Origin of the sequence: Janthinobacterium sp. SUN206 (genome assembly GCF_030587305.1) — a bacterium.
Taxonomy (GTDB): domain Bacteria; phylum Pseudomonadota; class Gammaproteobacteria; order Burkholderiales; family Burkholderiaceae_D; genus Janthinobacterium; species Janthinobacterium kumbetense.
In genome coordinates this window covers 157,446-177,105 of sequence record NZ_JAPWIB010000005.1, presented here as the reverse complement: position 1 = coordinate 177,105, position 19,660 = coordinate 157,446, and the positions used below count along the sequence as shown (strand labels likewise).

The following is a 19,660-nucleotide window of genomic DNA, read 5'->3' as shown; positions in this document are numbered from 1 at the left end:
TCGTCGTTTCATCCAACGATGCCAATTGTACCTGATAAAAAGCGGAAAAGCGCAAAACCGGGTAAAACACGCGTTTTACCCGGCTCTGGCGCGACATCCCGCCCGCTGCCAACATCACAGGGAGGCGAGTTTCTCCGAGAGAATGGCCGATGCGCCCAGGAAAGCTGGGTACTGCGCCGTGATGACGAAGGTCGGCACTTGCGAGACATAATTGGCGAAGCGGCCCTTGCGCTCGAAGCGGGCGCGGAAGCCGGAGCGGTCGAAACGCGCGCCCAGGCGCGGCACGATGCCGCCGCCGATATAGATGCCGCCCAGCGCGCCCAGGGTGACGGCGACGTTGCCCGCCACGGTGCCCAGCATGCAGCAGAACGCTTCGATGACATCGTCGCACAGCTGGGATTCGCCAGCCAGCGCGCGGCGCGTGATTTCTGCCGCCGGCAAGTCTTCCGCCGGCACGCCCGCGCGGTCGGCCAGGGCGCGGTAGATCAATTCCAGGCCATCGCCGGAAATCAGGCGTTCGGCCGAGACATGCTCGTATTCGCGCCAGGCGAATTGCAGAATGCTCACTTCCGTTTCATTGAACGGCGCGAAGCTGACGTGGCCGCCTTCGCTTTGCAGGGCGATCCAGCCGCCATGCGAAGGAATCAGGCCCGATACGCCCAGGCCCGTGCCGGCGCCGATCAGGCCGATGGCCGTGTTCGGACGGGCCGTGCCCGCGCCCACCTGGTGCTTTTGCTCGTTGGACAGCTGCGGCAAGGCGCGCGCCAGGGCCGTGAAATCGTTGACCACGTCCAGGGTCGTGAAACCGCACTCTTCGCGCATGGCGCGGATCGAGAACGACCAGTGGTGGTTCGTCATGCTGAGGAAATCGCCGTCGACGGGATTGGCGATGGCGATCACGGCATGGCGCACGGCTTGCCCGCCGGCCGCGGCGATGTGCGGCAGGGCCAGGTAGGCTTGCAGGGCGGCGGACAGGCTCGGGTAATCGGCACAGGGCAACACTTCCACCAGGGTGATGTGGCCGGCGGCCACTTCCAGGGCGAAACGGGCATTGGTGCCGCCCACGTCGGCCAGCAGGCGCGGTCCATCGGCGAAGGCGGAAGTCGGCAGTACGGGAGAAGACGAAGCGCTCATGATTTTAAATGATGAAGTGGGACGCATGGGACGCCAAGCTTAAAGGATGAATGCGCCCGGAGGCAAGCAAAGTTTGTAGTTTAAGTACATCAAAACAAGCCTTTATTGGTAGTTCCACTCCAAATGCAACAGGCAGCGTCAAAATTGCTTAGAAACAATGATTTATAGTAAGTACTTGCACTCGCCAGGCACGCGAAAAGCATGCTGCACAGCAGCAGGAGTCACCTTGAAAACAGAGTATGCCGGAGTTTGCGCAAAGCCGCTTGGTACGCGGCGGCGCTGGTGCGGCGCTGCCGTCCTGGCCGGGCCGCAAAGGTGTTTTCGTATTATTACTACCGGTTTTTACTGCGGGCTTTATTGCCAGCCTGGCGTGCCGGCGGCAACCCGGATCAGGAGGGCAAGCCTTCGCCCAGCAGGCTGGCGGGCGCCGGCTGGTCCGAGCGGTAGGCGGCGTTCCACGCATCGAGGCCGCCATGCAGGGGCTTGGCCCGGTGGAAGCCATGCTGGTGCAGCAGCTTGGCCACTTGCGCGGCCGTCACGTCGTTGGGGCAGCTGCAATACACGATGATGTGGCGATCCTTGTCCATGGCGATCATGGCGGGCACCGGTTCCTTGCCATTGAAGAACAAAGCGCCCGGCACGGCCGGTTCCAGCGCCTGCGCCGTGGCGCTGCGCGCGTCGACCATCAGCGGCTCTTCGCCCTGCTCTATGAGTTCAAGCAATTCATCGATGCCGATGCGCTCGATCTGCAAGGCCTGGCGGAAACGCCGGCGTTCGAGGAATTTGTACAGCAGGAACAAGCCCAGCAAGGTGGCCAGCATCAGCAAGGCCGTGCTGCCCATGGTGCTGAGCAAGTCGAGCACCTGCTGCACGCTGGCATGGAAAATCACGCCGACGACGATGCCCGTGCCCGTCCACAGCAAGGCGCCCAGGCCCGCGTACAGGAAGAACAAACCCGGCGGCGTGCCCAGCGCGCCCGACATGGGCGCGGCCACGGTATTGAATCCCGGCACGAACTTGGAGACGATCAGGGCCTTCGGGCCCCAGCGCTTGAATTTGTCTTCCGTCTGGCTGACGCAGTAATCGGGCGACAGCGAGATACGGCACAGCAGCCGCAGGATGCGCTTGCCGAAATGGCGGCCCGCGCGGAACCACGTGAAGTCGCTGATCAGGCAGGCGCTGAGCGCGGCGGCCAGCACCAGCCCCCCATTCATGTCGCCATCGACGGCCAGCGCCCCCGCCACCACGAGGATGGGAAAGGCGGGAATCGGCAGGCCGAGCTGCTCCACCAGCACGATGCCAAAGACAATCAGGACACCGTAATGTTCGAGCAGGTAAATGAGGTTGGGCATGGCCGCTATCTTACCGTAAAAGCGTGTTTATATTTGCACGCCCTTCGGTATGGCGCTTAGTAACGTGCGCGTGTACGGATGCACGGGATTGCGGTACAGCTCATCCGAATCGGCCAGTTCCACCACTTGCCCCTTGTGCATCACCATCACCTGGTCGGCGATGTATTTGACGACGGACAAATCGTGCGAGATGAAGATGTACGACAATCCGAATTCATCCTGCAAATCCTGCAGCAAGTTCAATACCTGCGCCTGCACCGACACGTCCAGCGCCGACACGGATTCGTCGCAGACGAGAATTTCCGGCTGCATCGTCAGGCAGCGGGCAATGGCGATGCGCTGGCGTTGTCCGCCGGAAAACTCGTGCGGATAGCGGTGGAAAGCCTGCTCCGGCAAGCCCACTTTATCGAGCAGCCAGTAGGCCTTGGCGATGCGTTCCTGGTCCGTCGCGCCGATCTTGTGGATGCGCATGGGTTCCAGCAGGATCTGCCCTACCGTGAAGCGCGGGTTCAGCGAGGCATATGGATTCTGGAAGATGATCTGGATGCGGCGTTTATACGGCAAATACTCCTTGTTCGGCATGGCGATCAGATCCTTGCCGTGGAACATGGCCGTGCCGCCCGTCGCCTGGTGCAGGCGCAGCAGGGTCAAGCCCACCGTCGTCTTGCCGGAACCGGACTCGCCCACCACGCCCAGCGTTTTTCCGCGTGGCAAAGTGAACGACACGTCCTTGACGGCCTGGAATTCGCGCTTGCCGAACAGTCCCTCGCGCGTGTAAAAACTTTTACTCAAGTTATTGACCACCAGCACGGGCTCGTCGCCCGGCGTGTAGCCGCGCGTGCGCTGCTTCACCTCGATGCCGGGGCCCGCCTTGCCATCCATATAATCGGCGATGACGGGCAGGCGCCAAGGGCGCTCGTCCAGGGACGGACGGCAATGCAGCAGCGCCTTGGTATAACTGTCTTGCGGCGCTTCAAACACTTGCCGCACGTCCCCCGTCTCGCGCACTTCGCCGTGGCGCATGACGATCACCTGGTCGGCGATCTCTCCCACCAGGCCCAGGTCATGGGTAATGAAGAGCACGGACATCTGGTGTTTCTTTTGCAGCGCCGCGATGAGGTCCATGATCTGCTTCTGGATCGTCACGTCCAGCGCCGTCGTCGGCTCGTCCGCGATCAAGAGCTTCGGTTCGCAGGCGATGGCCATGGCGATCATCACGCGCTGCTGCTGGCCGCCCGACATCTGGCTCGGGTAGGCGTCGATTTTCGTGGCAGGGTCGGGTATGCCCACTTCCTCGAGCAATTCCAGGGTGCGCGCCCGCGCCTGCTTGCGGTTCATGCCCATGTGCTGGCGCAACACTTCGGCGATCTGGAACCCGACCGTGAAGACGGGGTTCAGGGACGACATCGGTTCCTGGAAGATCATCGAGATATCCTTGCCGCACATGGTGCGCCGCTCGGCGATCGACAGTTGCAGCAAGTCGCGCCCGCCGAAGTGGATGCTGGAAGCGGGATCGATGATGGTGTTATCCGGCGGCAACAAGCCCATCACGGCCAGGGAGCTGACGGACTTGCCGCTGCCCGATTCGCCCACCAGCGCGACGGTGCTGTTGCGCGGCACGTTGAACGAGATGCCCTTGACGGCTTCGAACGTGGTCTTCTTGTCCAGGCGGAAGGTGACGCGCAGGTCGCGCACTTCCAACAGGTTATTCTGGTCCATGAGCAACTCCTATTTCACTTTGGGGTCGAGCGCATCGCGCAAGGCATCGGTAAACAGCGAGAACGCCGTCACCAGCACGGCCATCGCCGTGGCGGCGGCTGTCAGCTGCCACCATTTGCCCAGGATCAGTTCATTTTGTGCCTCGTTGAGCATGCTGCCCCACGAGACGGTGCCCACCGGCACGCCAAAGCCGAGGAAACTCAGGATCACTTCCGCCTTGATGAAGCCCACCACGAGGATGGACATCTGCACCAGCGCCACGTGGCTGACGTTGGGGAAGATGTGCGAGAACATCTTGCGCCAGTGCGAGGCGCCGATGGCGTCGGCCGCCATCACGTACTCGCGCGCCTTGTGCTTGATGTATTCGGCGCGGATCAAGCGGTACGGCCCCGTCCAGCCCGTCAAGCCCAGGATCAGCACGATGGTCAGCACACCCTTCTGCTGCAGCACGGCCGCCACCGTCAAGATCATCAGGATGGACGGAATCGACGTAAAAATGCTGTAGAACCAGTTGAAGAAGTCATCGACGATGCCGCCGAAGTAGCCGGACACGGCGCCAAAGATGGTGCCCAGCACGACGGCCAGCAAGGCGGCCACCAGGCCCACGACGATCGACGTCTCGCCGCCCTTGACGGTTTTCTGCAGGATGTCGTGGCCCCACTTGTCGGCGCCGAACGGCAAGGTTGCCGCCTTGTGCGTGACGAGTTTCTTGGCCTTGCCCATGCCGGCGCGCAAGGCCGTCAAGTCGTCGGCCAGCGGGTCCGCGACGCCGTACATTTCCACGCCAGCCGATGGGTTGCTGCCCATCTGGGCGCGCAGTTCGGCGATATCATCGGCCAGCGGGTCGAGCACGTTGACGGGTGTGGGTGAGCTGCGCTCGTCGGCCAGGGGAATGGCCCCGTCGCCGGCCGCGGCGACGTCCTTGTCGGCGCCGACAAACGTGGGCGGCGCGTAGCTGACGGCCACTTCGTCTTCCCAGTTCGAAGCCACCAGGCCGCTGGCGGAAGCCAGTACCAGCAGGAAAAAGGCGCCGACCACGGCCAGCGATACCATTGCAATCTTGTCGCCGCGCAAACGGCGCCACGCCAGGGCCCACAGGCCGGGCGATGTATGAGGTTTCGACATCGTCTCTTTCTACTTCAGTTGTACGCGAGGATCGACCGCCTGGTACAGCAGGTCGGTGAGCAGGTTGAAGAGCATGGTGGCGGCGGCGACATACACGGTGATCGCCTTGATCACCGGAAAGTCGCTGCGCTCGACAGCCAAAATCACTTCACGCCCGATGCCGGGGATGCCGAAGAAGCGCTCGAGCAGGAAAGCGCCGATCAGCAGGGCCGGCAAGTTCGACATCACATAGGTAATGATGGGGATGCCGGCATTGCGCAGCACGTGCACCCACATGATGCGGCCTTCCTTCAAGCCCTTGGCGCGCGCCGTGCGCACGTAATCCTGGTTGGCCTCGTCCAGCACGAAGGTGCGGAACAGGCGCAGGGTCGGCGCGATCGACACGGCCAGGCCGATCAGGATGGGCAAGGTGGAATAGCGCAGCAGGTTTTCCCAGAAGCTGTCGCCCCAGCCCTGCACGGGGAACAGGCCCAGCTTGTAGGCAAAGCCGTACTGGAAGACGATGATGTAGACGAGGATGGAAATCGACATGCCCACCGTGCAGGCGATCATGACGGCGCGGTCCGTCAGCGAGCCGCGCACGAAAGCGATGGCCAGCGCCAGCGCCACGCCAAAGAACGTTTCCAGCACGGTCAGCGGGATCAGCACCATCATCGACGGCCCCAGGCGCGAGGTGATGATGTGCGACACGGATTCCCCCGTCGCCCAGCTCTGGCCGAAGTCAAACGTGACGATCTGCTTGATGAAGATCCACAGTTGCACGTAATACGGCTGGTCGACGCCCAGCTGGCGGCGGATGTTGGCGATGCTTTCCGCACTCGACATCTTGCCGGCCAGGATGTAGGCGGGGTCGCCGCCCACCCAGTTGAACAGGATAAACACCAGCAGGACGACGCCCAGCATGGTAGGCAGCATCTGCCACAAGCGGCGCAGGATATAAGCAAACATAATGATTCCTTGTTGTTATAAGCTGCGCTTATTTTTTAGCGGAATCGGCAAGGGGCGCCACTGGCGTGCCCGTGCTGTCGATATCCATGTACGCCCACTCCTGGAACAGGATCGGGTGCTTCTTGTAGCCCTGCACCGACTTTTGCGCCAGCATGTTGCGGTAGCGCGCGTAGCCGATCAGGGCGCCCGCATTGACTTCCAGGCGGCGCGCCATCTTGTGGAACAGCTCGTCGCGCTCGGGGCTGGCCGGCATGGCCTGGCTGGCGGCGTACCATTTATCGTACTCGGGGTCCTGGTAGCAGCCATTGTTGTTCTGGTGCGTGTTCGGGCCGTAGAACAACTGCATGAAGTTGTCGCCGTCCGGATAGTCGGCCAGCCATGGCGCCGTGCGCGTCTGCATCTTGCACTGCTTTTCCGTCTTCAAAATGTCGGAAAAGATCATGCGGTCGTTTTCCATGCGGATGCCCAGCGAGTTGTAGGTCTTGCGCCACATTTCCGCCTGCAGCACGCCATTGGCTTCGTTGCGCGAAGCGTAGCGGATCAGGAGCGGCTTGCCGTCCGGTAAGGTGCGCCAGCCATCGGCGCCCTTCTTGTAGCCGAATTTATCCAGCAATTTATTGGCCAGCACGGGATCGTATTGCAGCAGGCTCTTGTAGTGCGGATCGTAGCCGACGACGCCCGGCGGGATCGGATAGTCGAGACGCTTGGCCTGGCCATTCCAGATGATGCGGATTTCTTCATCGATATTGTGCGCCATGGCAATGGCACGGCGCAGCGCGATCTTTTCCTTGCTGAAGCCGCCGAGGGTGGGGTCTTCCATGTTCCAGTAGTAATAGCTGATCTCCGGGTCCAGCAAGCGCGACAGTTGCACGCCCTTCTCCGCCAGTTCGGGACGCAGCTTGCCGTTCAGCAATGCTTTCGGCGCCAGCGGGCCGTCGAGCCAGAACACGTCCGTGCCGCCGCTCTGGAAGGACAGCCAGCGCGACTGGTCTTCGATCATCACGGAAATTTCGATGCGGTCGATGGCGGGAATGCGTTTACCCTGCATCTGGCGCACGATGCGCTGGTCGTCCGGGTCGTCGCCGGCCATGAAATTCCACGTTTCCGGCAAGTGTTGCGGGTTGCGGTTCAGGACGATGCGGTTGCCGCGCGTCCATTCACCGAGCGTGTAGTAGCCGGTGCCGACGGGATTCGAGCCCACTTCGCCCTTCACGTCGCCGTATTTGTCCACCACTTCGCGCGCCACGGCGGCCGTCGGCACGTAGGCGAGGATCATGGGGAAGTTGAAATCCGTCTTGGTCAGCGTGATGCGCAAGGTGTACGGGTCGAGAATTTCCAGGCCGGCCACCTTCTTGTTGAAGTCCAGCTTGTTCGCCTTGGCCGCTTCCTTGGCCAGGTCGTCCAGCCCCACTACCTTGCCTTCGAACAGCCAGCTGTGCGGCGAAGCGAGGCGCGGGTCGAACAATCGTTTCCACGAATACACGTAATCGGACATCGTCAGTTCGCGGCGCTTGCCGCCGAACGCCGCATCGGGCGTGAACAGGATGCCTTTTTTCAGGCGGATGGTGTAGGTCTTGCCGTCGGCGGACACTTCCGGCATGGCGGCAGCCGCGCCGGGCACCACCTTGACGGGGCGCGCCAGGTAATCATAGGTGTACAGGGTGTCGAAGACAGCCTGCGTGATGTGGTTCGAATACAGGTCGCGCGCGGTGGCCGGATCGAAGCCCGTCTCGGCGGCCGGCAAGATATAGCGCAAGGTTTTGACCGGCGCGGCCGCGGCGCTGGGGGCATCGGCGGCAACGGCCGCCAGCGGCAGGGTGGCCAGGCAGGCGAGCAGCGCCACGCGCCGCATCCATGGTGACTTCATGTAATACCCTTCATCTCGATTATCTGTCGCACCGTATTGGTGCGCTTGTACTGGCTTCCCCCTGGGATACAGGATTCCACCGCCAAAACCAGTCCATCCTCGCAAGATCTATGCCTTGCTCATCGCCAGCCCCGTCCGCATGCAGGCGCGCTGGAAAAAGGCGTAACGATAACGCATATTTTGTTCGCCGGGCAAAAAGCCGCAGTACGGGCGTGGCGGGCAGCCACGGCTGCCTGCCGTGCAGGGGAAATCTTCCGCAGCGCAACAAAGACCGGTCGCCACCATGAAAAAACGACTTGGCAGTAACCGTTACGGCCCTGAATGACGACAGTTTTTATGGCAGTACGGAAAATATACGGCGCGGTGCAACATTAAAATAATTGCAAATATTAAAACAAGTCGGCGCCCTGGGCCTGGCCGTGGGCGCGGAACACCGCCGCGACAAGCTCGACAATCCATCGTTGTCGGGCACGGAAGACGGCGCCATCCATTCCAGCTATGTAGCCGCCAGGGGCGACAGCAAGGTGTCGGCCGTGTTCCTGGAAGTGCTGGCGCCCGTGATCAAGATGGTGGAATTGTCCGGCGCCTTGCGTGACGACAAATACGACCGTTTCTCGTCGACCACGCCGAAACTGGGCGCCAGCGACAATTTCTTCCAGCGTCCGCTCAGGCTGCCACGCACAGCCTGAACATCCGGCAGGCACAAGTCACTATCGTCATGCCATCCACACCAACGCCCGCTGCACTGCAGCGAGCGTTTTTTTATTTTGCGCACGAGGGGGGATCGCAGCCTCGTCAAAAATGCGGCACAAAATGCACCTTCTTTGTTCTAAATCAGTACCTCTGATGCACTGCGTTGTTTAGACACACAAACCTGTTTGCCACGTTGACAAGGACTTTTGCAGCTCATTACAGTGAATCTCTTGAAAAGATATAAATACTTTTCAATGTTCTCGGTGCGCCAACCAGCGCGGCCGTTCTTGCCCTTCTAGCCAACCGCTTTTCCAGGAGTCTTGAACATGATCAGAGAAACACGCTTGTCCCGTTCCATCCGTTTGATCTGCGCCAGCGGCCTTGCCGCAGGCCTGCTCAGCCAGCAGGTGCTGGCGCAAGAAGTCAGCGATACCAGCAGCATGCAACGCGTCGAAGTCACCGGTTCCTCCATCAAGCGCCTCGTCTCGGAAACGGCGACGCCCTTGTCCATCTTCAAGGCAGAGGATTTTGCCAAACAGGGCTTGACGACGGCCCAGGAAGTGCTCAGCAAGATCCCCTCGAATGCGTCCAGCATGGGCAGCGGCAATGCCGTCGGCGGCAATACCAGCGGCTTGCCCACGGGCGGCCAGGCCAGCGCCGACTTGCGCGGCCTGGGCGGCGACAAGACCCTGGTCCTGCTCAACGGCCGGCGCATCGCCAACCATCCGTATGACGGCGCCAGCGTCGACCTGAACATCATCCCCATCGCCGCCCTGGAACGGGTCGAAGTGCTGCGCGACGGCGCCTCGGCCATCTACGGCACGGACGCCATCGGCGGCGTCATCAACTTCATCACGAAGCGCTCCGTCAACGTCACGAATATCACCGCCGAAGTCGTCGCGCCCGAGCACAAGGGCGGCGGCGAGCACCGCATCAACCTGTCGACGGGTTTCGGCAAGCTCGACACGGACGGCTACAATATTTTCGGCGTGGTCGACTACCACAAGCAAAATGTGCTCACGTCGCAGGACCGCGATTTTTCCAAGACCGGCATCATTCCCGAGCGGGGCCTGTCGCTCACCAGCGGCACCACCTTCCCCGGAAACTACTTCGATGCGGCGGCCAACGGCGGCAAGGGCCTGGCCGGCAATCCGTACGCGGCCAGCGGCTGTCTGCCACCGCTGTCGGTGGCGGCCGCCAACGGCACTTGCCGCCAGGATTACACGCGCCAGATCGACGATCTGCCCGCGCAGGAGCAAGTGGCCTTCTTCGGCAAGGGCGCCTTCAAGCTCGGCGGCGGCCACCTGGCCACGGTGGAATATCTGCATTCGGAAAACAAGGTGAAGGCACGCACGGCGCCGCCGCCGCAAACGGGCTTGATCTTGCCCATTAGCAGCAAATATTATCCGGGCAATGCGGGCGGCGTGCCGGCGCAGCCGGGCTTGTCGGGCCAGCCGCTGAGCGTCAACTGGCGCCCCGTGGAAGCGGGCCAGCGGCAGATCGATTCGGACGGCAAGGCGGACCGCCTGGTGCTGGCTCTCGAAGGCGAACTGGCGGGCTGGGATTACAAGACGGGGCTGAGCCACGCGATCAGCAAATCGTCGGAGAAATTTACGGGTGGCTATGTGCAGGATGCCTCGTTCGCCGCCGGCGTGCTCAATGGCATCCTGAACCCGTTTGGCGTGCAGGATGCGGCCGGCAAGACTTATCTGGACAGCACCGCCCTGCGCGGCGAAGTGCAGAACGCCAAGGTCACCACCACGGGCTTCGACCTCAAGGGCAGCCGCGACCTGATGCAACTGGCCGGCGGCCCGCTGGCGATTGCGCTCGGCGGCGAAGTACGGCGCGAAAAGGCCGACTTCAACGTGAACCGCGACATCGCCGGCCAGGCCACCAGTTCAGGCCTGTCCGGCTCGCTGTCGAAGAGCGGTTCACGCACGATCCAGGCCGTCTTCGGCGAAGTTAACTTGCCGCTGATCAAGGACCTGGAAGTGCAGCTGGCCGCCCGCTTCGACCATTACAGCGACGTGGGCAGCACCACCAATCCGAAGCTGGCCCTGCGCTACCAGGCCAGCAGCGCGCTGGTGCTGCGCGGCTCGGCCAGCACGGGTTTCCGCGCGCCCACGCTGTTTGAAAAGAATGCGCCGCCGTCGAAGAACGATACCAACGATTCCTACGACGACCCGATCCTGTGCCCCGGAGGCGTGCCGCAACCGGGCGCCAATCCCTTGCGCGATTGCGACTTGCAGCAATTCAAGCTGCAAGGCGGCAATGAAAAGCTGAAACCGGAAAAATCCACCACCTTCGCCTTTGGCCTGGTGCTCGAACCCATCAAGGAAGTCACCGTCGCCGTCGATTACTGGAACATCCATTTGAAGGACAAGATTTCGTCCCTGCCCGAACAATCGATCTACGGCAACTATGAAAAATACAAGGCCTTGTTCCTGCGCAATCCCGACGGTTCGCCCTACGCCATCCTCGACCTGAACGACAACCTCGGTGAAGTGAAGACCGACGGCATCGACGTCAGCCTGAATGCGCGCCTGGGACGCGGCGCGTATGGCGATTTCAGCGTGTCGGTCGACGGCACCTGGACCCACAAGTATGATTACCAGAACGAGCGCGGCGGCGAATTCATCGCCAACGTGGGCCGCTACGCGGACAACAATCCCGTCTTCCGCTGGAAGCATACGGCGGCGCTGAACTGGCGCATGGGCAACTGGGGCGCCACCGTGTCGCAATCGTTCAAGTCCGGCTACACGGATCAGAACCAGGTGGATCCCCAGTACCGCCACGATGTGCCGTCCTACAGCCTGCTGAACGTGTCGGGCAGCTATGCATGGAAAGGCTTGCTGCTGACGGCCGGCGTGAAAAACCTGTTCGACAAGGAACCACCGTTCTCGAACCAGGGCACCTTGTTCCAGAAAGGCTATGACCCGCGCTACACGGACCCGATCGGGCGCGCCTGGTACTTGCGCGGCAGCTATACGTTTTAAGGGGGAATTGCGGGAAACGCGATCAGACGGGCAGCGCTGGCAGGCATTTGCCAGCGGAACCAAAGACGGCGCCATCAGCGATGATGTGCGCCGTTTTATTTTACGCATCTGAGCAAGTCTGACAAGGGTTCACGATATTTTATTGCTGAAGGATTATAAAAAAAACAGGAAAATGTTGCATTTCGTCCAAAAAGTCCGCACGAAATTGACAATCTGAATCGTGAATGTTTTGATGAGGCCCAAGAAAATTTACAGAATTTTCGTTGGTCAATTTTGAAATAAGCAAATAAATTGTCAGCAAGCAACATGTTATTTCAAAATAAATGCCATCTTTATCACAATAACAAGGAATTTCAGATGATGATAGAAAATGTAATATCGCGGTCGCTGCGCCTGATGTTTGCAGGCGGCATGGCCCTGGGCATGCACGCCGCGTATGCGCAAGAAACAACAGATGGCACCATGCAACGCGTGGAAGTCACGGGTTCGAGCATCAAGCGCATCGCTTCCGAAGCGTCGCTGCCGGTACAGTCGTTCAACCAGAAAGACATCAAGAAAACCGGCGTTACCACGGTTACCGATTTCATCCAGCAAATTCCTGCAATGCAGGGCTTCTCCGTGGCCGCCGATTCGGTGGGCGGCGGCGGCGGCGGTGTCACCACGGCCTCGATCCACGATATCGGCGCAGCCTACACGCTGGTGCTGCTGAACGGCCGCCGCTTGGCGCCATCCAATTCCGGCACCACCATCGACCTGAATTCGATCCCCCTGTCGGCCATCGAACGCGTGGAAGTGCTGACGGACGGCGCCTCGGCCCTGTATGGCGCCGACGCCATCGCCGGCGTGGTCAACTTCATCCTGAAAAAAGGCACATCGCCGCTGGAAATCAACGCCAAGTACTCGCGCCCTGAAGAAAAAGGCGGCGCCAGCAATTCGATTTCGATCAGCAAGGGCTTCGGCGATATCGACGAAGACGGCTACAGCATCTTCGTGTCGGCCAGCCACGACGAACAAAAATCGCTGAAAGCATCGCAGCGCAGCTTCGCGAAAAGCGGCATCATCAATTTCAACGATCCGAAGACCGGCAAGGCGCTGCAATTCATCAACGGTTCCTCGCGTTCGTCGGCAGCCAATGCCGCAGCCACCTACAACCGTACCGATGCAAACGGCAATGTGGTGATCAACCCGGAAACCAACAAACCATTCGTCGATACCGTCAACCTGGCCAATCCGTATGCACTGGCCCATGGCGGCAAGTGCGCGCCTGGCAATATGGACTTCTACGGCGATGGCAACTGCTATTTCGACTCGCCGTCGACCATTGAAATCAATCCCGAATCGAAGCGCGACTCGCTGTTCAGTTCGGGTACCGTCAAGCTGGGCAAGACCGGCTGGCAAGGTTTCTACGACTTCGCCTACACCGAAGCGAGCATCAAGGCCAGCATCGCGCCGTACCCGGCCGATTTCTCCATTTCCCCGAATTCGCCCCTGTTCAGCAAATACATTGCCTCGCAGTTGAGCCCGTCGCAGCTGGCCAATGCCGTGAGCGGCGTCGCCAAGTACCGCCTGTCCGAAATGGGTAACCGCGTGTACGACTACGGCAACAAGGCGACCCACCTCGTCGGTGGCGTGGAAGGCAGTGCATTCGGCTGGGATATCAACACGGCCGTGACGTACTCGAAAAACAAGCAGACGCAGGACTACGTCAGCGGCTTCCCGCTGTCCGACAAGTTCAACGCCCTGCTCGACGCCGGCACTATCGACCCGTTCGCCTACCCCGTGGGCGCCATGCCGGACACCATGCGTCAAGCCCTGCTCGGTACTGGCTTCAGCGGCACCTACAACACGCAAACCGTGGAAATGAAGGGCGTCGACGGCCGCGCTTCGCGCCCTGTGTTCTCGCTGCCAGGCGGCACCGCCATGCTGGGCGTGGGCGCCGACTACCGCAACACCTCGTTCAAGATGCAACAGGCGGATGTCGCCAAGCAGGCGCAAATCCTGTTTGACAATGCGCAAGTCGACAGCGAATACGCACGCGACAACGCTGGCGCCTATGCCGAGCTGATGCTGCCGATTTCGAAAAAACTGGAAGTAACCGGTTCGGTGCGTTATGACCAGATCGGCGCCATCGACGACAAGCTGACGGGCAAGACGGTAGGCAAGAAAGAAAACGCCACCACCTGGAAAATCAGCGGCAAGTATTCCGCGACCAAGAGCCTGATGTTCCGCGCCGCTGCCGGCACCGGCTTCCGCGCCGCCAGCATGCAGGAAATCGCCGGACCGCTGGAAGACTGGGGCGTCACGGGCGGTAACTACCAATGCCCATTGACGGCGGCAAACGGCATGGGCGGTCACCCGCTGGCCAGCTATTGCAGTGGCGTTGGACGCCAGCAATTCGAAGCCTTCCAGGGCGGCAATCCTGAACTGAAGCCGGAAACGTCGAAGCAATGGAGCATCGGTACCGTGTTCGAGCCGATCGACAGCCTGTCGATGTCGTTCGACCTGTGGAACGTGGAAATCCGCGACCAGGTCACGGCAGTCTCCGAAGGCTTGATCTTCAACAATCCAGCCAAGTATGCCAACCTGTTCACCACCAAGCACATCACCTCGACAGGCCTCGACGTGCTGGCCATCAAGCTGCTGCCGATTAACATCGGCAAGGTGGAAAACCGCGGTATCGACTACGACTTCACCCACAAGATGAAGTTGCTGGACGGCCGTCTGACGAGCCGCCTGATGGGTACCTACCTGCTGCGTTCGCGCTACACGACGCCGGGCACCGATGATCAGTGGGAAACCAGCCTGAATCGCTACGGTTCGAACGACAAGGTCAGCTTCCGCAACATCATCCGCGCCACCACCTCGTATGAGACGGCCAAGTTCACGCATACGCTGAGCGCCAGCTACCGCAATGGCTACACGGACAAGGAACAGACGGTCGACGATTGCGCCGTGATCGTCGCCGGCAGCCCTGGCGAATGCTATGGCATCCAGCTGGAAGTGCCGAGCTACACCACCTTCGACTTCCAGACGGCTTACCGTCCTATGAAGAACGTGGAAATCACGGGCGGCATCCTGAACCTGTTCGACCGCAATCCGCCGTTCACCCTGCGCAACACGGGTTCGCATCAAATTGGCTACAACCCATCGTACTCGAGCGCCCTGGGCCGCCAGTTCTACCTGAGCGGTTCCTACAAGTTCTAAGCTGATTGCATCGGCTGAAAACTGAAAAAGCCCGGAAAGCTTAGCTTTCCGGGCTTTTTTTCATGCTGCGCGCCACCTTATTCCGCGTCGCCCTGCAGGCGGCGCTGCCTGACGGCCGCCGCCAGGTTTTCCAGCACGGCCACGCTGGCGCTCCAGTCGATGCAGCCATCCGTGACGGACTGGCCATAGATCAGTTCCTTGCCCGGAATCAAATCCTGGCGGCCCGCCACCAGGTGCGACTCCACCATCACGCCCACGATGCGGCCATCGCCGCCGGCCACCTGGCTGGCGATGTCGGCGCACACGGGGATCTGGTTTTCCGGTTTTTTCGAGCTGTTCGCATGCGAGGCGTCGATCATCAGGCGCGCCGCCAGGCCTTGCGCGGCGATCGCCTTGCACGCCTCGTCCACGCTGGCCGCGTCATAGTTCGGGGTTTTTCCGCCGCGCAAGATGATGTGGCAATCCTCGTTGCCGTTGGTCGAAACGATGGCCGAGTGGCCGCCCTTCGTGACGGACAGGAAATGGTGCGGCTGCGAGGCGGCCTTGATGGCTTCCACGGCGATTTTCACATTGCCGTCCGTGCCATTCTTGAAGCCGACCGGACAGGACAATCCCGACGCCAGCTCGCGGTGCACCTGCGACTCCGTCGTGCGCGCGCCGATGGCGCCCCAGCTGATCAGGTCGGCGATGTATTGCGGGCTGATCACGTCGAGGAACTCCGTGCCGGCCGGCAAGCCCAGCTCATTGATATCGCGCAACAGTTCACGCGCCATGCGCAAGCCGTCGTTGATGCGGAAGCTGTTGTCCATGTACGGGTCGTTGATCAGGCCCTTCCAGCCCACCGTGGTGCGCGGCTTCTCGAAGTAGACGCGCATGACGATTTCCAGTTCGCCCGCGAAACGCGCGCGTTCCTTGACCAGCAGGCGCGCATATTCCATCGCCGCCTTGGTGTCGTGGATGGAGCAAGGCCCGATCACCACCATCAGGCGGTCGTCCTGGCCATGCAGGATACGGTGCAGGGCAATGCGGGCGCTGGCGGCAGTCTGTTCGGCTTGCTCCGAGCAGGCAAATTCGCGGATCAGGTGGGACGGCGGGGTCAGTTCCTTCATTTCGCGAATGCGCAAATCATCGGTGCGGGGCATCATTTTCTCCAAAATTTAAGGAAGGGTAAAACATCTGGGTAAAAAAAAACCGCCATCGGTGGCGGTTTTTTAGAATTTGCTGGGATCTCGTTTTGCTGCTACGTGAACCGACCGCTACTCCACCGCCTTTGGGTTGGAATTGCTAAAGTAAAAATAAGCGGTAAAAAAGTGGCGAGCGAACATGCGAGTCATCCGTAAGTGATGAACGACTATAAACCTAAATTGCAAGGGTTGGCAAGCATATTTGTCGGCAAAGCCGCATGCCGCTGCCGTTTTACACTGCATAACCCGCAAAAAAGCATAAAAAGTTGCGCGCTGAGAATCTCGCCGCGACTCTGCATCCCCGGCACCACCGTTGTGCCCGTCGTGGCAACCACGCCACGCCAGCCATTCTATCGACGACAAGCGGTGCACTCCTTGATCCAGGTCTAGTCCCGGCGTCGCCGCACGGACAAAACTCAAGGACGTATCGACGACCTTTGACTGCCTGACCTTTCCGGAGAACCGCATGATCCCTACACCATCCTTGCATTCCGCTGCCTTTTCACCACCCAGACTGGGCCTGGCACTGGCCAGTGCACTGCTGAGCCTACCCGTCCTGGCGCAGGACGCCGCGCCGATTGCGCGCGTGGAAATCACCGGCTCGAACATCCGCCGCGCGCAGGCGGAAACGGCGTCGGCCGTGCAAACCCTGAGCGCGGCCGACATTGAAAAATCGGGCAAGTCCAGCGTGGCCGAACTGCTGCAGACCCTGGCCGTCGACAACCAGGGCTCCGTCCCCACCACCTTCGGCAACGGCTTTGCCGCCGGCGCCTCCGGCGTGTCGCTGCGGGGCCTGGGCACGGCCTCGACCCTGGTGCTGCTGAATGGCCGCCGCGTCGCGCCATATGGCCTGGCCGACGACGGGCAGAAAGTGTTTGCCGACCTGAACATCATTCCCCTGGAAGCCGTGGAACGGGTGGAAATCCTCAAGGATGGCGCCTCGGCCATCTATGGATCGGACGCCATCGCCGGCGTCGTCAACGTGATCCTGCGGCGCGACTACCAGGGCACGGCCATCAAGGGCAATTACGGCAAGACGAAGGAGTGGGACGGGCGCGACGCGCGCGCCGCCATCACGTACGGCTTCGGCGACATCGACACGGACCGCTACAACGTGCTGCTGAACCTCGAATACAGCGAAAAGGCCGCCATCTGGAACCGCGACCGGGCCGGTCGGGGCGCCGTCGGCCGCAGCGACTTGCGCGACCTGGGCTTCAGCGCGCAGGAAACCCTCAGCGGCGCGGGCGCCATCACCACCAACAATGCGGCCGGCAGCGCCGTCAACGGCAATGTGCGCAATCCCGACACGCTCGACTACTACAACCGCGGCAACCTCGCTGGCGCGGGCTTTACGCGCACCTTCCCCGGCGCCGCCTGCGGCAACTTCACGACTCACCCGCAGGGAGATCCGGGCGGCGGCTGCCTGACCGATGCCGCGCAGCAATACGGCCAGATCCAGCCCAAGCAAAAGAACATCAATTTCTTCGGCCGCGGCGCCTGGCAACTGACGCCGGAGCTGCAAACGTATGCCGAGCTGAATCTGTATCACAGTGAATCGCACTCGGCCACCACGCCCTCGACGGTCAGCGGCTCGGTCGGCTATCCGGGCGGCCCCGTCAGCAATGCGGGCGTGTCGCTGGGCGCCGCCCACCCGGACAATCCGTATTTCGGCACGGCGGCGCGGCTGCGCTACCTGGCGGCCGACGTGGGGCCGCGCCTGTCGGAAGTCACATCCACCTTCATGCGCTTTGTCGCCGGCATCAAGGGCAGCGTGGCGGGCTGGGATATCGACAGCGCCCTGCTGTACTCGCAGAACAAGGTGTCGAACGACTTGGACGGCTACCTGCAACGCGACGTCGCCTTCGCCCTGCTCAACCCGAGCGCCGCCAATGTGGAGCGGGCCAGCCTGAACCCCGCGTATGCGGCCCTGCCGTCCGGCAGCCTGTGGCGCATCGCGGAAAACGCGGGCCTCAATTCGCGCGAGCTGTACGCGGCCCTGTCGCCGCGCATCTCGAACGACGCCAAAACGCATATCGCGCAGATCGACTTCAAGGCCAGCCGCGAGGTGGCCAAGCTGGACGGCGGCGGCCTGGGCGTGGCCGTGGGCGCGGAATTCCGCCACGAATCGACGGAACTCAAGCCCACCACGGGCACGGAACGGGGCAATATCATTGGTCTCGGCTATTCCGCCTACAAGGGCAGCCGCAACGCGTCTGCCATCTATGCCGAGGTGCTGGCGCCCGTGCTGAAGAGCGTGGAACTGTCGGGCGCCCTGCGCGCCGACCATTTCACCGACGTGGGCAATTCCTATACGCCGAAAGTGGGCGTGAAATGGACGCCCGTGCGCGAACTGGCCCTGCGCGGCACCTTCGCCAAGGGCTTCCGCGCCCCCAGCGCGGCGGAAAACGGCGTCGGCGGCCTGGCCGCGTTCTCCACCGCCAGCGATCCGCTGCGCTGCGCACTGGGCGTGGAAGCGGCCTGCGATCCGGCTTCCATCGCCGTCATTACCTCGCCCAATCCCAAGCTGTCGCCCGAACGTTCACGCAGCTATTCCGTGGGCGCCGTGTGGGACCCGTTGCCGCGCACCAGCATTTCCGTCGACCTGTGGCAAATCCGCCGCAAGAATGAAATCAACCAGGAGCAAACGGATACGGCCATCGCCGAAGGCCATGTGGCGCGCGACCCGTCGACGGCCACCGGCATCGCCGGCGATCCGGGCGCTATCACGGCCGTGCTGGCCAATTATGTGAATTCGGCGCAAACGACGGTGCGCGGCATCGATATCGACGCGCGCCAGCGCTTCAGCCTGGGCAGCGACTATGGCAACCTGACCTTCGACTTGAAGTGGACGCATCTGTACAAATGGCTGCGCACGGAACAGGACGGCACGCAGCGCGATTTTGCCGGCACACATGGCAATTGCGACGTGTCCAACTGCATGGGCACGCCGGACGACCGCATCAACCTGGGCGCCACCTGGGAACGCCAGAACTGGCGCATCACGGCCAACGTCAACTACCGCGCGCCGCTCGATAACCTGCTGTTCAAGAATGACCCCGACGGCTGCGCCACGCACTTCGCCGACGGCACGGACGCGCCGCGCGGCTGCCGCATCGCCTCGTTCACCACGGTGGACCTGACGGCCCGCTGGCTGGCCACGCCCAAGCTGGAAGTGTTTGCGACCATACAAAACCTGTTCGACAAGATCGCCCCGCTCGATCCGCTCACGTATGGCGCCACGGGCTACAACCCGCTCGACTACGCGGGCGCGGCGGGACGCTTCATCAGTGCGGGGGTGAAGTACAAGTTCTGAATTTCGTCATATTTTCAACGTATCAGGCGTTTCAGGAACCGTAGCGAGCAAGCCCAATATTGGGTTGAGTAGCGCAGCTGTACTTCAGGTACAGCGAGCAACGCAAACTCAAGAGTGGGCTGCGC

11 protein-coding genes are annotated in these 19,660 nt (G+C 61.5%); 4 read left to right on the top strand and 7 right to left on the bottom strand.

Annotated elements, in window-relative coordinates; genetic code table 11:
• Positions 1-114: 114 nt before the first annotated feature.
• The 6 genes from O3300_RS24080 to O3300_RS24055 form a co-directional block, all read right to left on the bottom strand.
• Positions 115-1,134: a glucokinase gene (locus tag O3300_RS24080; RefSeq protein WP_077400303.1), complete on the bottom strand. Its 1,020-nt coding sequence runs from the start codon at positions 1,132-1,134 to the stop codon at positions 115-117.
• A 389-nt stretch (positions 1,135-1,523) separates the two neighbouring features.
• Positions 1,524-2,486 carry a VTT domain-containing protein gene (locus O3300_RS24075; RefSeq protein ID WP_251349817.1) on the bottom strand — a complete coding sequence of 321 codons (963 nt, stop codon included), beginning with the start codon at positions 2,484-2,486 and terminating at the stop codon, positions 1,524-1,526.
• A 27-nt stretch (positions 2,487-2,513) separates the two neighbouring features.
• Positions 2,514-4,205, bottom strand: coding sequence for an ABC transporter ATP-binding protein (locus tag O3300_RS24070; RefSeq protein WP_305054330.1), 1,692 nt, complete (start codon positions 4,203-4,205; stop codon positions 2,514-2,516).
• Between the two features lie 9 nt (positions 4,206-4,214).
• Positions 4,215-5,330 (bottom strand): ABC transporter permease, encoded by a 1,116-nt coding sequence (locus tag O3300_RS24065; RefSeq protein WP_305054329.1) that lies wholly within the window; start codon positions 5,328-5,330, stop codon positions 4,215-4,217.
• Between the two features lie 9 nt (positions 5,331-5,339).
• Positions 5,340-6,278 carry an ABC transporter permease gene (locus O3300_RS24060; RefSeq protein WP_034782513.1) on the bottom strand — a complete coding sequence of 313 codons (939 nt, stop codon included), beginning with the start codon at positions 6,276-6,278 and terminating at the stop codon, positions 5,340-5,342.
• A gap of 28 nt (positions 6,279-6,306) precedes the next feature.
• Positions 6,307-8,145, bottom strand: coding sequence for an ABC transporter substrate-binding protein (locus O3300_RS24055; protein ID WP_305054328.1), 1,839 nt, complete (start codon positions 8,143-8,145; stop codon positions 6,307-6,309).
• A 380-nt stretch (positions 8,146-8,525) separates the two neighbouring features.
• Here O3300_RS24055 and O3300_RS24050 point away from each other — a divergent pair, with 380 nt between their 5' ends.
• From O3300_RS24050 to O3300_RS24040, 3 genes are all read left to right on the top strand, one after another.
• Positions 8,526-8,834: a TonB-dependent receptor gene (locus tag O3300_RS24050; RefSeq protein WP_305054327.1), complete on the top strand. Its 309-nt coding sequence runs from the start codon at positions 8,526-8,528 to the stop codon at positions 8,832-8,834.
• Between the two features lie 330 nt (positions 8,835-9,164).
• Positions 9,165-11,834, top strand: a complete 2,670-nt coding sequence (locus tag O3300_RS24045; RefSeq protein WP_305054326.1) for a TonB-dependent receptor — start codon at positions 9,165-9,167, stop codon at positions 11,832-11,834.
• A gap of 357 nt (positions 11,835-12,191) precedes the next feature.
• A complete protein-coding gene (locus tag O3300_RS24040; protein ID WP_305054325.1) occupies positions 12,192-15,038 on the top strand; it encodes a TonB-dependent receptor in 2,847 nt (948 codons plus the stop codon).
• 77 nt (positions 15,039-15,115) lie between these two features.
• Here the strand turns inward: O3300_RS24040 and aroG are convergent, their stop codons facing one another.
• The gene (aroG, locus tag O3300_RS24035) at positions 15,116-16,180 is read right to left on the bottom strand and encodes a 3-deoxy-7-phosphoheptulonate synthase AroG (RefSeq protein WP_099665300.1); all 1,065 of its coding nucleotides are present in this window, start codon (positions 16,178-16,180) and stop codon (positions 15,116-15,118) included.
• A gap of 508 nt (positions 16,181-16,688) precedes the next feature.
• On the opposite strand from aroG, the gene O3300_RS24030 reads away from it, so the two are divergent.
• Complete coding sequence (locus tag O3300_RS24030) at positions 16,689-19,535, top strand: TonB-dependent receptor (RefSeq protein ID WP_305054324.1); 2,847 nt, start codon at positions 16,689-16,691, stop codon at positions 19,533-19,535.
• Positions 19,536-19,660: the final 125 nt, after the last annotated feature.

Bases quoted from the DNA above. Each gene is read 5' to 3' on its own strand.
- O3300_RS24080 (WP_077400303.1), bottom strand. From the start codon at position 1,134: ATGAGCGCTTCGTCTTCTCCCGTACTGCCGACTTCCGCCTTCGCCGAT.
- O3300_RS24065 (WP_305054329.1), bottom strand. From the start codon at position 5,330: ATGTCGAAACCTCATACATCGCCCGGCCTGTGGGCCCTGGCGTGGCGC.
- O3300_RS24070 (WP_305054330.1), bottom strand. From the start codon at position 4,205: ATGGACCAGAATAACCTGTTGGAAGTGCGCGACCTGCGCGTCACCTTC.
- O3300_RS24075 (WP_251349817.1), bottom strand. From the start codon at position 2,486: ATGCCCAACCTCATTTACCTGCTCGAACATTACGGTGTCCTGATTGTC.
- O3300_RS24045 (WP_305054326.1), top strand. From the start codon at position 9,165: ATGATCAGAGAAACACGCTTGTCCCGTTCCATCCGTTTGATCTGCGCC.
- O3300_RS24055 (WP_305054328.1), bottom strand. From the start codon at position 8,145: ATGAAGTCACCATGGATGCGGCGCGTGGCGCTGCTCGCCTGCCTGGCC.
- O3300_RS24060 (WP_034782513.1), bottom strand. From the start codon at position 6,278: ATGTTTGCTTATATCCTGCGCCGCTTGTGGCAGATGCTGCCTACCATG.
- aroG (WP_099665300.1), bottom strand. From the start codon at position 16,180: ATGCCCCGCACCGATGATTTGCGCATTCGCGAAATGAAGGAACTGACC.
- O3300_RS24030 (WP_305054324.1), top strand. From the start codon at position 16,689: ATGATCCCTACACCATCCTTGCATTCCGCTGCCTTTTCACCACCCAGA.
- O3300_RS24040 (WP_305054325.1), top strand. From the start codon at position 12,192: ATGATGATAGAAAATGTAATATCGCGGTCGCTGCGCCTGATGTTTGCA.